This window comes from Mesorhizobium dulcispinae (genome assembly GCF_033977345.1).
Lineage (GTDB): Bacteria > Pseudomonadota > Alphaproteobacteria > Rhizobiales > Rhizobiaceae > Mesorhizobium > Mesorhizobium dulcispinae.
The window spans coordinates 288,102-303,331 of record NZ_JAVIIY010000006.1 but is presented as its reverse complement, the minus strand read 5'-3'; the positions used below and the strand labels follow the sequence as shown (position 1 = coordinate 303,331).

The 15,230-nt window shown below is 64.3% G+C and carries 13 protein-coding genes and 1 tRNA gene; 5 read left to right on the top strand and 9 right to left on the bottom strand.

Features of this window, described 5'->3' with window-relative positions:
• Positions 1-128: 128 nt before the first annotated feature.
• Positions 129-1,733 (bottom strand): DHA2 family efflux MFS transporter permease subunit, encoded by a 1,605-nt coding sequence (locus tag RFN30_RS16200; RefSeq protein WP_320263086.1) that lies wholly within the window; start codon positions 1,731-1,733, stop codon positions 129-131.
• Positions 1,734-1,856: 123 nt separating this feature from the next.
• Complete coding sequence (locus RFN30_RS16195) at positions 1,857-3,041, bottom strand: HlyD family secretion protein (protein WP_320263085.1); 1,185 nt, start codon at positions 3,039-3,041, stop codon at positions 1,857-1,859.
• A gap of 134 nt (positions 3,042-3,175) precedes the next feature.
• Between RFN30_RS16195 and RFN30_RS16190 the strand changes: the two genes are divergently transcribed.
• Together RFN30_RS16190 and RFN30_RS16185 are read left to right on the top strand one after the other, a co-directional pair.
• Positions 3,176-3,874: a TetR/AcrR family transcriptional regulator gene (locus tag RFN30_RS16190; protein ID WP_320263084.1), complete on the top strand. Its 699-nt coding sequence runs from the start codon at positions 3,176-3,178 to the stop codon at positions 3,872-3,874.
• 360 nt (positions 3,875-4,234) lie between these two features.
• The gene (locus RFN30_RS16185) at positions 4,235-6,658 is read left to right on the top strand and encodes a DNA translocase FtsK (protein WP_320263083.1); all 2,424 of its coding nucleotides are present in this window, start codon (positions 4,235-4,237) and stop codon (positions 6,656-6,658) included.
• Between the two features lie 264 nt (positions 6,659-6,922).
• Here RFN30_RS16185 and yihA read toward each other — a convergent pair whose 3' ends face one another.
• From yihA to RFN30_RS16155, 6 genes are all read right to left on the bottom strand, one after another.
• A complete protein-coding gene (yihA, locus tag RFN30_RS16180; protein ID WP_320263082.1) occupies positions 6,923-7,594 on the bottom strand; it encodes a ribosome biogenesis GTP-binding protein YihA/YsxC in 672 nt (223 codons plus the stop codon).
• Positions 7,591-8,229 carry a CatB-related O-acetyltransferase gene (locus tag RFN30_RS16175; RefSeq protein WP_320263081.1) on the bottom strand — a complete coding sequence of 213 codons (639 nt, stop codon included), beginning with the start codon at positions 8,227-8,229 and terminating at the stop codon, positions 7,591-7,593. The genes yihA and RFN30_RS16175 overlap by 4 nt, the downstream gene beginning before the upstream one ends.
• A 321-nt stretch (positions 8,230-8,550) precedes the next feature.
• Complete coding sequence (yidC, locus tag RFN30_RS16170; protein WP_320263080.1) at positions 8,551-10,371, bottom strand: membrane protein insertase YidC; 1,821 nt, start codon at positions 10,369-10,371, stop codon at positions 8,551-8,553.
• A 7-nt stretch (positions 10,372-10,378) separates the two neighbouring features.
• Positions 10,379-10,732 carry a ribonuclease P protein component gene (gene rnpA / locus RFN30_RS16165; protein WP_320263079.1) on the bottom strand — a complete coding sequence of 118 codons (354 nt, stop codon included), beginning with the start codon at positions 10,730-10,732 and terminating at the stop codon, positions 10,379-10,381.
• A gap of 16 nt (positions 10,733-10,748) precedes the next feature.
• On the bottom strand, positions 10,749-10,883 hold the full coding sequence (gene rpmH / locus RFN30_RS16160) for a 50S ribosomal protein L34 (protein ID WP_008833937.1): 135 nt from the start codon (positions 10,881-10,883) through the stop codon (positions 10,749-10,751).
• A gap of 5 nt (positions 10,884-10,888) precedes the next feature.
• The gene (locus RFN30_RS16155) at positions 10,889-11,140 is read right to left on the bottom strand and encodes a hypothetical protein (RefSeq protein ID WP_320263078.1); all 252 of its coding nucleotides are present in this window, start codon (positions 11,138-11,140) and stop codon (positions 10,889-10,891) included.
• Here RFN30_RS16155 and RFN30_RS16150 point away from each other — a divergent pair.
• Positions 11,139-12,632: a sensor histidine kinase gene (locus RFN30_RS16150; RefSeq protein ID WP_320263077.1), complete on the top strand. Its 1,494-nt coding sequence runs from the start codon at positions 11,139-11,141 to the stop codon at positions 12,630-12,632. The two genes, RFN30_RS16155 and RFN30_RS16150, sit on opposite strands and share 2 nt — an antisense overlap.
• A gap of 186 nt (positions 12,633-12,818) precedes the next feature.
• Positions 12,819-12,895: transfer RNA gene (locus tag RFN30_RS16145), tRNA-Arg, on the top strand.
• Positions 12,896-13,141: 246 nt separating this feature from the next.
• Here RFN30_RS16145 and RFN30_RS16140 read toward each other — a convergent pair.
• A complete protein-coding gene (locus RFN30_RS16140; protein WP_320263145.1) occupies positions 13,142-13,990 on the bottom strand; it encodes an aldo/keto reductase in 849 nt (282 codons plus the stop codon).
• 171 nt (positions 13,991-14,161) lie between these two features.
• Here RFN30_RS16140 and RFN30_RS16135 point away from each other — a divergent pair, with 171 nt between their 5' ends.
• Positions 14,162-15,172, top strand: a complete 1,011-nt coding sequence (locus RFN30_RS16135; RefSeq protein WP_320263076.1) for an AraC family transcriptional regulator — start codon at positions 14,162-14,164, stop codon at positions 15,170-15,172.
• Positions 15,173-15,230 lie beyond the last annotated feature (58 nt).

Below are 15,230 nucleotides of genomic sequence, written 5' to 3'. Positions count from 1 at the left end.
GGGATGGCTCTCACCGCCGACTTCGGCACATGTCAGGCGAATGGATGGTTCTTGAAAAACATGACCCGGAAACCGTCGCCGATTTCCGGGGTCACACGTTGAGGATGCCAGGCGGGGGTTCCGGCTCCTCAATGGCCTCCGCCGCCACCGCCGCCCTGGCCGGCCGGCTTGTTGATGAACAGCACGAACAGTCCGAGCGTCGCGAACAGCGCCGTCAGCATGAAGAACACGTCCATGAATGAGAGCAGCGCCGCCTGCTGATGCACCATGCCCGACAGTTTCGAGATCGCGGCGGTGCCTGCATCGAGACCGGCGGACTGCTCGAAGTTCAGCGTCATGTTCTGCAGCTTGGTCTGAGCCGCCTGGCTGCCCCACTCGACATGCTCGGAGAGCCTTGCATAGTGGAAGGCGTTGCGGTCGATCAGCACCGTGTTGATGATGGCCAGGCCTACGGCGCCGCCGAGATTGCGGGTCAGGTTGAACAGGCCCGACGCGTTCTTCAGCCGCTCCGGCGGCAGCGTGCCGAGCGCGATGTTGTTGATCGGCACCATGCACAGCATCATCGAACAGCCGCGCAGGATCTGCGGGATCAAGAGCTCATAAAAATCCCAGTCGGCGGTCAGATGCGTCATCCACCAGGTGCCGGTGGCGAAGCCGAAGAAGCCGATCATCATCATCAGCCTGAGATCGATCTTGTTCGACAGGATGCCGGCAACGGGCGCGGTGAAGAACATCGCCATGCCGCTGACGAACAATGCCTCGCCGATCATCATCGAATCGTAACCGCGGATACGGCCGAGGAACACCGGATAGAGATAGGTGAGCCCGTAGAGCCCGATGCCAACGACGAACGAGAACAGCGAGCCGAAGGCGAAGTTGACATTGGTAAAGGCCCTGAGATCGACGATCGGCTCCTCGGCGGTGAAGACGCGCCAGAAGAAGATGATGCCGCCGATGGTCATGATGACGGCGCAGATGAAGACGGCCTGTTCCTGCAGCCAGTCATGGTTCGGGCCTTCCTCCAGCACATATTCCATGCAGCCGAGGAAGGCGGCCATGCCGATCAGGCCCCACCAGTCGAACTTGGAGAACAGCTTGAGGTTGGGCTTGTCGAAGTCGATCAGAGACCAGGCAGCCGTCGCCACCAAAATGCCGGGCACGACATTGATCAGGAACAGCCAGTGCCAGGACATGGCATGGCTGATATAGCCGCCGACCGTCGGGCCGATGGTCGGCGCCAGCGTCGCCACCAGGCCGATCATCGGCGAGACGACAGCGCGGCGCGACGGCGGGAAGATGGTGAAGGCGGCCGCAAACACGCTCGGGATCATGCCGCCGCCGATAAAGCCCTGGATGGCGCGGTAGATGATCATCTGGTCGATGTTGGTCGCCGTCGCGGCGAGCGCACTGGCGGCGGTGAAGCCGGCGGCGGCGATGGTGAACAGCACGCGCGTCGACAGCATGCGGCTGAGGAAGCCCGACAGCGGGATCATCACCACTTCGGCGATCAGATAGGCGGTCTGCACCCACGGAATCTCGTCCGAGCTGGCGCTGAGGCCCGCCTGGATCTCGGCCAGCGAGGCCGAGACGATCTGGATGTCGAGGATCGCCATGAACATGCCGAACACCATCGCCAGGAAGGCGATGACGCGGCGCGCCGGCATATGGTCGGCGGGCGCGGCGGCGGCCGGCCGTGCCGGCGCCGATCCTGCGGTGATGGTTGCGGTTGCCATGTCATGGCCTCCCTAGAGCAATTCCGGCAAAGCGGTTTTCCGTCCGGAATTGCGTCGAAACAAATAGCTGGCAGGCGGCGCGGTCCGGCGCTCGATCGGCCACCGGGCCGCCCCCCAAAGTGCTTAGTTGGTTGTCGAGGCCGGCGCGGTGCGGCTGTCGGCGGCGACGATGACGCTCAGGCCGGCGCGCAGCTTGCCGGTCTTCAGCACGTCGGCCGGCACGTCGATGCGCACAGGCACGCGCTGCACGACCTTGGTGAAGTTGCCGGTGGCGTTTTCCGGCGGCAGCAGCGAGAACACCGCGCCCGAGGCCGGCGCCAGCGACGAGACCGTGCCCTCGAAGGTCTGGCCGTCGATGGCGTCGACCGTGATGCGGACCTTCTCGCCGGGCACCAGCCGGCCAAGCTGCGTCTCCTTGAAGTTGCCGACGATGTAGAGCTTGTCCATCGGCACGACGACGGCGAGCTTCTGGCCGGGGCTGACGAGGTCGCCCTGCTCGACCGAGCGGTTGCCCACGACGCCGTCATAGGGCGCCTTGAGCACGGTGAAGGACAGGTCGCGCTGGGCCTTGTCGCGGGTGAGCTGCAGCGAGGCGAGCGTGCTTGCCGATTCCGCGCGCTGGGCTTCGAGCACGCCGATATTGGCCTGGGCCGCGGTGATCTGCGCGTCGGCGCCGGCAAGTGCCGCCTTGGCCTGGTCGAGCGCGGTCTGGGCGTCGTCGAGCTGCGCCTGGGTGCCGACATGGGTCTTGAGCAATTGCGCCGCGCGGTCCTGAGCGCGCGCCGCATTGTCGGCGGCGGCCTGGTCGGCGATCTTCTGCGCTTCGGCCTGCGCCAGCGAGGCTTGCGCCGCCTTGGTCTGCGCGTCGATGCGGTCGAGCGTCTTCGCCAAGGTCGCGATCTGCGCCTCGGCCTGGGCAACGGCTATCCTGTAGTCGCCGTCGTCGATGACGAACAGCGGATCGCCGGCCCTGACCCTCTGGTTCTCGCTTACCAGCACCTTATCCACATAACCCGAGATTTTCGGCGACACGAACGACATGTTGGCCTGGACATAGGCGTCGTCGGTGGAGATCATGAACCGGCCGTTGGCCCAGTAGTTATAGCCGTACCAGGAGCCGGCGCCGAGGAGGGCGAGCCCGATGATCGGCAGCAGGAACGAGCGGACCGAACGCTTCTTCTTGGCGGGCGCTTCGGCAGGCGCGACGGGAGTGGGCTGCACGGGCACTTCCGGGACTTCGGTCGACGGCTGGACCTTGGCGTTGGGAAACGTGCGGACTTCGGCGGTAGCGGGCGCGTTCGAGGACATGATAATCTCTCTGGGTAAGTCAGTCAGACTGAACCGTTCGGTTCGAATTGGTCATTGACATAGTACGGAAAGAAGACCATATCAAGAGCAAATCGAACCGCTTGGTTCGAAATATTTCGTGAGGTATGACTTCAATGGTCGAAACGACAGCAGACGGCGATCTGCTCGACCTGCGCAAAGGCCGTCCGGCGGCCGGCCAGGATCCGGTCAAGCGCGCCCAGATCATCGAAGGCGCGCGCCGTGTCTTCATCGACAAGGGCTTCGAGGCCGCGTCCATGAACGACATCACCCGCGAGGCCGGGGTCTCGAAGGGTACGATCTACGTCTATTTCGCCAACAAGGAAGAGCTGTTCGAGGCCCTCATCGAGGAAGAGCGCGGCACCATCTTCAAGAACATGTATGAGGTGCTCGACCATTTCGACGACCTGCGCAAGACGCTGGTGAAGTTCGGCATGGTGCTCTCCGCCAAGATTACCTCGGCCAAGGTCATCCAGGCGCAGCGCACGGTGGTCGGCGCCTCCGACCGAATTCCCGAGCTTGGCGCCCGCTTCTACGAGCGCGGCCCGAAGCGCGGCCACGACAAGGTGATGATCTTCCTCAATGAAGCCGTGGAACGCGGTCTCCTGAAGATCGACGATGTCGACCTCGCCGCCTATCAGTTCACCGAGCTGTGCCTCGCCGGCCTTTTCCGCCAGTGCATCTTCTCCTACCGCACCAAGGCGCCGAGCCCGGCTGAGATCGAGCATGTCGTCCGCTCAGGCGTGAACGTCTTCCTGAAGGCCTACGGCACTGAAAAGCTTGCGGCGGAAGAGCAGGTGTCGGAACCGGCCTGACCGGGACGCCTGTCGGTTGGTCGGAGTGAAGGGCGCGGCGCAGAAATCCGAAATGCTGGCGGGACAGCACCCCCCCTCTGTCCTGCCGGACATCTCCCCCGCAAGGGGGGAGATCGGATGTCACCGCGGCTTTCGCCAATCGCCTACGTTGAAGGAAGAGCGCCGCCACTGAAGCTGCCAATCTCCCCCCTTGCGGGGGAGATGGCCGGCAGGCCAGAGGGGGTGTGAAGGAACGCGGCGCTACACCATCCTAGGGTCTCCACTCCTTGCTCCTTCGCCGAGCCTGTTGGAAGGTCTTGTTAACCATCGCTTTCTATGTCTCGGGACAGCTTCCGTCGATGAGTCTCGAGTGTGACATCCATGCGTTTATCCCGTGCCAATCTTTCCGGTGCTTCCGCCTACGACAACGACGATCACCGTCGTGCGGCGGAGGCGGGCGACCATGGCGCGGCCCCGCCGCGGCAGGGGCAGACGAGGCAGGTCGTCACGCTGCGAGATTCGATTGAAGCCGAATCGAACGCCGCCTCGTTCGATTCGGCTGGCGGCGACGAGTTCAGCCGTCAGCCCTGGCAGCAATATTTCTTCCTAGCGCCCAATGTGCGGTTCACCCGCACGCCGGATTCCGACAAGCGGCCCGCACCGCAACCGGACGATGAAGCGCCGGCGAAGGCGGCCCCCATCGGCGATTCCATCCGCCCTGCGCCGCCGGCGCCCACGGCGGCCAACCCGGTCAGCGCAATTCCCACTGCAGCCTTTGCTGCTCCTGCCAAGCCGTCGCAGGTCGTAGCCGCGCCGCCGCAGGCGGTCGCCACCCCGTCGCAGAAGCCGCAGCCGAAATTCCGCTGGTCCTATCTTTCCGACGAAGCGTTTTTCGAGTTCAGCATGCCCTTGCTGGCCGAGCGTCTGGCGCGGGCACGCCTGAACGATCCCGCACAGCCGCCCGTTGCCCCCGTGGCGGTAAGACCTACGCCGGTGCAGCCGAGCCCATCCCGCCCGGCTTCCATGGGCGAGGCGACCTCGTTCTACCGCGTCATCGAATGGCGCTCGAATGGGCCTGCCGCAAGCCCGGTCCCGATGGCCGTACCGGCCGGCACGCCTGCAGTCCGGCCTGCTTCGGTGGAGACCGAACAGCGCATGCCGGAAGCGGCCGCCGCCGCGCCGGTTTCCAAGGCAAGGAGCGCCCGGACCGCGCCCTCCCTGCCTGTCGCCGGCAAGGTCGCGCCGCCGGCCGCCTCGGCCGGCTACGAGCTTCCTTCTGAGGACCTGCTGCAGATGCCGCCGGAGGGCCAGGGCTTCTACATGTCGCAGGAGCGGATGGAGCAGAATGCCGACCTGCTCGAAAGCGTGCTGGAGGATTTCGGCGTCAAGGGCGAGATCATCCACGTCCGGCCAGGCCCGGTCGTTACGCTCTACGAGTTCGAGCCGGCGCCGGGCGTCAAATCCAGCCGCGTCATCGGGCTGGCCGACGACATCGCCCGCTCCATGTCGGCCATCTCGGCGCGCGTCGCCGTCGTGCCGGGCCGCAACGTCATAGGCATCGAGCTGCCCAACGAGACACGCGAGACGGTCTATTTCCGCGAGCTGATCGAATCGGCCGGCTTTCGCAATACCTCCTGCAGGCTGGCGCTCGGCCTCGGCAAGACGATCGGCGGCGAGCCGGTCATCGCCGACCTTGCCAAGATGCCGCATCTGCTGGTCGCCGGCACCACCGGCTCGGGCAAGTCGGTCGCCATCAACACCATGATCCTGTCGCTGCTCTACCGTATGAAGCCGGAGGAATGCCGCCTCATCATGGTCGACCCGAAGATGCTCGAGCTCTCAGTCTATGACGGCATCCCGCATCTGCTCACGCCGGTCGTCACCGATTCCAAGAAAGCGGTCACCGCGCTCAAATGGGCGGTGCGCGAGATGGAGGAGCGCTACCGCAAGATGGCGCGCCTCGGCGTGCGCAACATCGACGGCTACAACCAGCGCGCGGCAAGCGCCCGCGACAAGGGCGAGGTCGTGGTCATGCAGGTGCAGGTCGGCTTCGAGAAGGGCACGGGCGAGCCGCTGTTCGAGGAGCGCGAGATCGACCTCGCGCCGATGCCCTACATCGTCATCATCGTCGACGAGATGGCCGACCTGATGATGGTGGCCGGCAAGGAGATCGAAGGCGCCATCCAGCGGCTGGCGCAGATGGCCCGCGCCGCCGGCATCCATTTGATCATGGCCACGCAGCGTCCGTCGGTCGATGTCATCACCGGCACCATCAAGGCCAATTTCCCCACCCGCATCTCCTTCCAGGTGACGTCGAAGATCGACAGCCGCACGATCCTGGGCGAGCAGGGCGCAGAGCAGTTGCTCGGCCAGGGAGATATGCTGCACATGGCCGGCGGCGGGCGTATCGTGCGCGTGCATGGCCCCTTCGTCTCCGACCTGGAGGTCGAGCACGTCGTGGCGCATCTGAAGGCGCAGGGCCGTCCGGAATATCTCGATACCGTCACCGCCGACGAGGAAGCGGAGGAAGATCAAGCCGACACCGGTCCGGTCTTCGACAAGGGCTCGATCGACGCCGAGGATGGCGACGCCCTCTATGAGGAGGCCGTCAAGGTGGTCAAGCGCGACAAGAAATGCTCGACCTCCTACATCCAGCGCCGCCTCGGCATCGGCTATAACCGCGCCGCCTCGCTGGTCGAGCGCATGGAGAAGGAAGGTCTGGTCGGCGCCCCCAGCCATGTCGGCAAGCGCGAAATCCTCGCCGGTCGGCGGGACCATGCGGCAGAACGCGACGAGACGGATTGAGCGGGACTTGATGGGCGGGTCAAAGCCACGGCTGGTCCTGCCCGTCGTGTTCGATCTGATGCGCTTTCGGGCAGGGCAATCGCATATGGCGGCGCCAGCCCCTCATCCGGCCGCTTCGCGGCCACCTTCTCCCCGTCGGGGAGAAGAGACTGGCGCCAGCGCCGGCAATCTCCTCTCCCCTCGGGGAGAGGTCAGCCGAGCGAAGCGGAGGCTGGGTGAGGGGGAGCGCCATACGCGGCTGCCCCGCTCCAAGGCGAGAGCCGCTCAGCCGCCGTTCGCCACCAGCGCGATCGCGGCGCGCAGCTCGTCGAGCCCCGCGGCCTTTTCCGACGAGGTCGCGAGCACTGTCGGAAACGCCGCCGGCCTTTTCTTGATCTTGGCCAGCGTCTCCTCGATCAGCTTCGGCACGCCGGCGGTCTTGATCTTGTCGGTCTTGGTCAGCACGATCTGGTAGGAGACCGCCGCCTTGTCGAGCAGCGACAGCACTTCCTCATCCTTGGCCTTGATGCCGTGGCGAGCATCGATCAGCACATAGACGCGCTTCAGCGTCACGCGCCCTTGCAGATATTCGAAGATCAGCTTCGTCCAGGCGTCGACCTTGTCCTTCGGCGCGCTGGCATAGCCGTAGCCCGGCATGTCGACCAGCGCCATCGGCGGCAGGTCGGCGCCTTCGCCGGAAAAGCCGTCCGGCACGAAATAGTTGAGCTCCTGCGTGCGCCCCGGCGTGTTCGAGGTGCGCGCCAGGCCTTTCTGGCCGACCAGCGCGTTGATCAGCGACGACTTGCCGACATTGGAGCGGCCGGCAAAGGCGATCTCCGGCGGTCCTTCCGGCGGCAGGAACTTCATCGACGGCACGCCGCGGATGAAGATCCACGCCCGGGTGAACAGGTCCGGACTTATTGCAGTTTCGCTCGTGGTTTTATCCGGCGCGTTCAAACGGCGGCCTCCAGCTTTGAAATGTCGGCGCCACGGATGGCATCGAGGTTGCGGCTGATCTTGTCGACCGGCCAGTCCCACCACTCCGCTTTCAACAGCCGCCGCACCGTGAATTCGTCGAAGCGCATCTTCACCACCTTTGCCGCGTTGCCGGCTACGATCGCATAGGGCGGCACGTCATGCGTGACAACCGATTTTGCGGCGACGATAGCACCGTGGCCGATCTCAATGCCGGGCATGATCACCGCATCCATGCCGATCCAGACGTCATTGCCGATGACCGTGTCGCCGCGGATCTCCTTCGACCAGGTCTCAGGGTCGAAACCTTCCTCCCAGCCATGGCCAAAAATGTTGAACGGGTAGGTCGAGAAGCCGGACATGGAATGGTTGGCGCCGTTCATGATGAAGCGTGCGCCCTCGGCAATGGCGCAGAACCTGCCGATGATCAGTCTGTCGCCGATGAAGGGATAGTGATGCAGCACGCATTTCTCGGCGAATTTATCCGGCCCTTCGGGATCGTCGTAATAGGTGAAGTCGCCGATCTCGATGTTTGGCGCGGTGACCAGCGGCTTCAGGAAGCCGACGCGCGGATGCATCGCGATCGGATGCTTGATGTGGGGATTGGGTCCGGTCATGGGCTGCTCCGTCCGCCTTGCAGCGCGCAGCTTATATGGACATGCGCCAGCGCGGTCTACCCGCGTAGCCGGGGTCCTGCGAAGCAGCGCGGGACCCCGGCCTGCCGGACGGCCTCCCAAACACCGGCGACGCTGCGCCGGAAGCCGCCGCGGCCTTGTTGGGGAGGACCGGAAAGCTACGAAACGCACCGGGCTGGAGTTTCGCGGGGCCAAGCGAATTCCAAAGGCAAGCCGCGCGTTTCCGTCCGAAGGTTTGAACGATATCGGCCAACAAAAACCCCGGACATGCCGGGGTTTTGGTATTTCGGGGGTCGGCGCCGGCTACTCCGCCGGCGATGGTTTCTTGCGGAACATCGCCGCCAGATTGTCCCACAATTCGATCTTGGCGCCCTGGCGCTTCATGATCACGCCCTGCTGCAGGATCGAGAGCAGGTTGTTCCAGGCCCAGTAGATGACGAGGCCGGCGGGGAAGCTGCCCATCATGAAGGTGAAGATCACCGGCATCCAGGTGAATATCTGGGCCTGCGTCGGGTCCGGCGGCGCCGGGTTCATGCGCATCTGCAGGAACATGGTGATGCCCATCACCACCGCCCAGGCGCCCAGATGCGGCAGGAAGGCCGGCGGCGCGAAGGGGAGCAGGCCGAACAGGTTGAACACCGAGGTCGGATCGGGCGCCGCAAGGTCGTGGATCCAGCCGAAGAACGGCGCATGCCGCATCTCGATGGTGATGTAGAGCACCTTGTAGAGCGAGAAGAAGACCGGGATCTGCAGCGCCACCGGCCAGCAGCCGGCCAGCGGATTGATCTTCTCCGTCTTGTAGAGCTCCATCATCGCCTGTTGCTGTTTCATCTTGTCGTCCGCGTATTTCTCGCGGATCTCGAGCATCTTCGGCTGCACCTTCTTCATGTTCGCCATCGACGCGTAGGACTTGTTGGCTAAAGGGAAGAAGATGGCCTTGACGATGACGGTGGTGGCCAGGATCGCCAGCCCGAAATTGCCGAAGAATTTGTAAAGCGTGTCGATCAGCCAGAACATCGGCTTGGTGATGAAGTGGAACCAGCCCCAGTCGATCAGCAGGTCGAAGCGCTTGATGTGGCGGTCTTCCTCATAGGCGTTGATCTTGGCGACTTCCTTGGCGCCGGCGAACAGCTCGGTCTCGACCGTCGCGGACTGGCCGGCCTCGACATTGATCGGGTCGGTCAGGAAGTCGGACTGGTAGCGATGACGGCCGTCCTCGAAATAGGCATAGCGCGGCTGGAAAGGCTGCTTCTCGGTCGGCACCAGCGTCACCGCCCAGTATTTGTCGGTGATGCCGAGCCAGCCGTCGGTCGACTTGCCTGGCTGGAACTGCTTGTCCTTCTCGATCGCCGCGTATTTGTGCTCCTGCAGGCCTTCGGTGCCGGTATAGCCGATCAGTCCTTCGTGCAGCACATAGGTGCTGGCGACAGCCGGCTTGTCGTAGCGGGTGACGCGGCCGTAGTTGAACAAGGAGACGGGGGCGCTGCCCGAATTCTGCACGGTATCGGAGACGGTGAACATATAGTCGTTGTCGACCGAGATGGTGCGCTTGAAGGTGAGGCCCTTGTCGTTGGTGTAGGTCAGCGTCACCGGCGTCGTCGGCGTCAGCGTGGGATTGCCGTCGACGGTCCACACCGTCTCCGCGCCCGGCACCGCTCCGGTCTTGTCGTTGCCGACGAAGCCGATCTCGGCGAAATAGCCGTTGGGCAGCGACGAGGGGTTGAGCAGCTCGATTTCAGGCGAGTTCTTGTCGACCGTCTCACGGTAGTGCTTCAGCCTCAGGTCGTCGAGGCGCGCGCCGGTGAGGTTGATCGAGCCTTCGAGGCTCGGCGTGTCGATCTTGATGCGCTTCGACGCCGCAACCGCCTGATCGCGGTTGGCCGCGGTCACGGCCTCGCCGCCGGGCGCGGCTGGAACGGTGCCCGGCGACGGAGCCTGCGTGCCTGCCGCGCCGGAGTTGGCGGTGCCGCCGGCTTCCTTCTTCTGCGCTTCGGCGCGCTGCTGCTCGATGCGGGCCTGCTCGCGCTGCTGCTCCATGCGCGGGTTCATGTAGAACACCTGCCACAGCGTCAGGATAAGCACCGACAGCGCGATGGTGATGAAGAAATTGCGGTTGTTTTCCATCGAAAGCCTATCGTGTTCCGCGCAGTCGGCGGGAAAGCTCGGCCTTCAACTGGCCGAACGGAACGGCAAGCACGTCTTCGCGCCCGACGATGACATAGTCATTACCGGGCGCCATGTCATCGGCGGCATGCGTGCGAACGGCTTCTCTGAGCCGCCGCCGGACGCGGTTGCGCATCACGGCGTTGCCGACCTTCTTGGTGACGGTATAGCCGACGCGTGGCGCACTGTCGTCGCCACGGTCGAGAACCTCGACGAGAAAAAGCCGCCCGCGGCGCTTCTCGCCGCCGCGCACAGCCAGGAAATCCGCGCGTTTCAGAAGCCGCCCGGGAGTTATTCCCTTTGGCTTGCCGGTTGCGGGCAACGATCTCGTCTTTCGTTCAGGCGCTGAGCCGCTTGCGGCCGCGGTTGCGGCGGGCTGCGACGACGCCGCGGCCACCCTTGGTGGCCATGCGGGCACGGAAACCGTGCCGGCGCTTGCGGACGAGTTTGGACGGTTGGTAGGTACGCTTCATTTGTTTTAATACCGCGGCGTGCGGCCCTTCTTGATTCTGTCACTCTGTAACAGGAGCTTTGCCGGGCCGGTTTTAGGCGCGATCGAAACCGCGCCGGGACGGATGGCCCGAGCGTGAGCGGGCTTATAGAAAGAAGGATTTTGGAAGTCAATCCGGCCCGCCCAGAGGTATTTTTTCACGACGCCAGGGGCGAAATTGGCAAAAAAGCCGCAAATCGCATAACCTTGTCCGATCAAGCCTCGTGAAAACCGCGTCATGACGAGTGAAGTCCTGTCCACGGATGAAAAGGCACGCCCGGCGGCTGAGAGCTCGCCGCGCCGCGTGCCGCTGTCGCGCGGCTTGTCGACCAAGCTTCTGCTTCTCACCATCGTCTTCGTGCTGCTCGCCGAAATCCTGATCTTCCTGCCCTGGATCGCCAGCTACCGGGTGAACTGGCTGAAGGAGCGGCTGAGCACCGCCGCCGCCGTCTCGATCGTTCTGTTGCAGGGCGAGCCCAACTCGTTGTCACATACGGCCCAGAACGACGTGCTGATGGCGATCGGCGTCAAGGCGATCGCGGTGCGCGACGGCGGTGTCTCGCGGCTGCTGGTCGTGGCCGACATGCCGCCGAAGGTCGACGAGCATATTGACATCGCCAATGTCGGCCTGGTCAACGGCATGACCGGCGCGCTGGAAACGCTGTTCGCCGGCGGCAACCGCATGCTGCGCGTCTTCGGCCCGGTCGGCGACAGCGACAAGGAATTCGAGCTGATCATGCCGGACCGCAGCCTGCGCAATGCGATGCTGCGCTATTCGCGCAACGTCGCCGTCGTCTCGCTGCTGATCTCGCTGTTCACCGCCATGCTCGTCTATGCGGCGATCGATCTGATCATGATCGGCCCGATCCGCACCATGACGCGCTCGATCCTGTCCTTCTCCGAGGCGCCCGACGATCCCGGGCGCATCATCTGCCCGACGGAGCGCGCCGACGAGATCGGCGTCGCCGAGCGCGAGCTGGCGCAGATGCAGGATCGGCTGCAAAAAATGCTTTCCGAGCAGAAGCACCTCGCCGACCTCGGTCTCGCCGTGTCGAAGATCAACCACGACATGCGCAACATCCTCGCTTCCGCGCAGCTGATGTCGGACCGCCTGCGCCAGGTGAAGGACCCGACCGTGCAGTCCTTCGCGCCGAAGCTGCTCCGCGCGCTCGACCGCGCCGTCGCCTATTCGGAAGGCGTGCTCGCTTATGGCCGCACCCAGGAGCCGGCACCGTCGCGCCGCAGGCTCAGGCTGCGCCAACTTGTCGACGACGTGCACGGCTTGCTCGACATTGAGGAAGGCATCGAATTCATCAATGCCGTCGAACATGCCTTCGAGGTCGACGCCGATTCCGACCAGCTCTTCCGCGTGCTCACCAATCTCTGCCGCAACGCGGTGCAGGCGATGGCCGCCGATACCGAGAGCGCGGTGGTGCGCCGTCTCGCCGTCTCGGCCGAGCGTATCGGCAGCGTCAGCCGCATCACCGTCACCGACACCGGCCCCGGCCTGCCGCCCAAGGCGCGCGAAAATCTGTTCGCCGCCTTCCGCGGCTCGGCGCGCAGCGGCGGCACCGGTCTTGGCCTGGCCATCGCCTATGAGCTGATCCGCGCCCATGGCGGCACGGTGGAGCTGGTCGAATCGATCGGCGGCCGCACGGTTTTCGCCGTCACCATCCCCGACCAGCCGGTGCGCCTCGACCAGGCGCGTAATGGCCTGCGCCGTCCCGCTTGACCTCGGCAAGCCCGGGAAGACGCTCCCGGTTTGGAATTCCGCGGGAATGTCGTCCTGAAAACACCTGCGACAAAACTTTTGCCGGATCGGCTTGCTTTTCCGAAATTCAGTCGTTAGGGAACACTCCACATCGCGGCCGGCCGTCTCGACCGGATTGCGGGGCTTGTGTCTTACACGGCCTGTTGCGCGCCCGTAGCTCAGCTGGATAGAGCACCAGACTACGAATCTGGGGGTCAGGAGTTCGAATCTCTTCGGGCGCGCCAACATTTTCAGATGTTTAGCCGAACCCCATCGTTTCGAATGGCCGATTTGAAACGGTTTGCATCGTCGGATGGATTCGTTCGGCAGGAAGAACTGCAGCGGAGGATCGGCGCTTCGGTTGAGCACCCGCACAATCAGATGGAGTCAACCGGCAACCTGCTCGGTCACAGGCGATCATCCCGCGGAACGAGACGATCGCCTGCCGCATTGCTCGAAGCGGCGGTCCGAGGTCTTAGGACCGCGGAGCTTCAAACCTGCATCTCCTTTTCCCACCAGCCGCGGGTGTTCACGTTTGCGGCGTCAGCGAGAGCTTCCAGCTCTGCAATGTCGTCGCTGGAGAGCGTCATGCTGGTGGCTCGGACCAGACCATCGATGTAGTTGGGCTTGGTGACGCCGATGATCGGCGTCGCGCCCTTGGCGATAGCCCAGGCTGTCGCGACATCGGGAGCTGCGGCGCCCTGCTTCTGGCCGATCGAGGCGAGCTTGTCCGTCAGCGCCTTCAACTGAGGCAGCATACCATTGTAAGTCTCCGCCCGGCTGCTGCCTTCCGGCAGCGGGTTCTCCGGACTGTACTTGCCGGCCAAGGCGCCCTGTTCAAGCACCATATAGGCGAAGAATGGGATGCCCCGGCTACGGCAGTAGTCCATGATGCCGGCATCCTCAGAGCTGCGGTAGAGGAGGCTATAGTGGTTCTGGATGGCCTCGACCCGGAACCCGGCTTCTCCGAGGATCTGGTTGGCGAGCTCGATTTCGCTCAGCTTGTGATTCGAGACGCCCACATGTTTGACCTTCCCACTTCTCAGCAACGGGATCAGGTGCGGAGTCCACCGTGCTACATCTGCTGGATTGTGAATCCAGTAGAGGTCGATGTAGTCGGTGCCGAGGCGTGCCAGACTCTGCTCCAGCATGTCCGCCACCGGATCATCGCTGGTCGCCGCGGCCTGCGGGGTGAACTTCGTGGAGAGCCGGTAGTCGTCGCGGGCGTAGCGCTTCAGCACCTCCCCGAGCACGGCTTCTGATCGGCCCATGCCGTACACAAGGGCGGTGTCCCACAGGGTGAACCCGGCCGCATGCGCCTTGTCCGCGACCTCTTCCAGGCCAGCCTGAGTGAGTGGCTGCCAAAGTAGCCGTCGCCAGTCTCGCCGCTGTCGCCCCAGGCCCAGGTCCCGAGTGCGACCGTGGGGATCTTCAGATTATCGATTGTCATGTTCGCTCCATACTTGTTCTGCAGCCAGGTTTGCTGTGACCTAGGCGCTGCCGACACAGTGATGCGCGGCGACGCCGAACCGTTAGCCCGATGCGCCGGGATTGCTGCCCAATCCTCCAGAAGCCGCGGGTTCGCATTGCCGCCCTTCCGCGCGCGTGCGATGGTCCGTTTCATGGAAACACTGACCGAAATCGCCGCCGTGATTGCCCGGCACGTCTCGAAGGATGGCTTCCACGCTACTTCGATCGAACGTGTGACGCTTGTTCAATCCTCCACGGTGACGATGCCGATGCCGAATGTTTACCGGCCGCAACTGTGCCTCGTCGCGCAGGGGCAAAAGGAGGTCACGCTGGGCGACCGCGTGTTCAGATATGCACCGGGCCGCTATGGCATCGTGACCCACGACCTGCCGGTGACGGGCCAGGTGGTCGAGGCGACGCCCGACAAGCCCTATCTCTGCCTGTGCCTCGATTTCGATCCGGTCATGCTGGGGCAGTTGGCGTTGCGCGTGCCGCCGCCGCCGGGAGCGCCCTCTCCGCCCATAGGCAAAACGGTGTCCGACGCCGGCGCCAGTCTGCTCGACGCGGTCCTTCGCCTGCTGCGCCTGCTCGACGATCCGGCGGCGCTGCCCGTGCTCGGGCCGCTTGCCGAGCAGGAAATTCTCTATCGCCTGCTCGCCGGCCCGGACGGTGCCAGGATGCGCCACATCACCTCCAGCCAGGGTCGGGTGGCCCAGGTCGGCCGCGCCATCGCCTGGATCGGGCAGAACTTCCGGGAACGGTTCAGCATCGAGCGGCTTGCCGCGGAAGTAGGCATGAGTCCGTCGAGCCTGCACGAGCATTTTCGCGCCGTGACGGCGATGACGCCGCTGCAATTCCAGAAGCAGCTCAGGCTCCAGGACGCGCGCAGCCTGATGCTGGTCCAGGACATCGACGCCACGACTGCCGCCTTCCACGTGGGTTACGAAAGCCCGACGCAGTTCAGCCGCGAATATCGCCGCCACTTTGGCGAACCGCCGGCGCGCGACATAGCTCGCTTGCGCGCTTCGCCGGGCTTGGCAGTGGTCGCTTGAGTTCAGCTTACCGACGTCGGCGCATTTAACGGTTAGTCCAAATCCAAAATATCGCCCC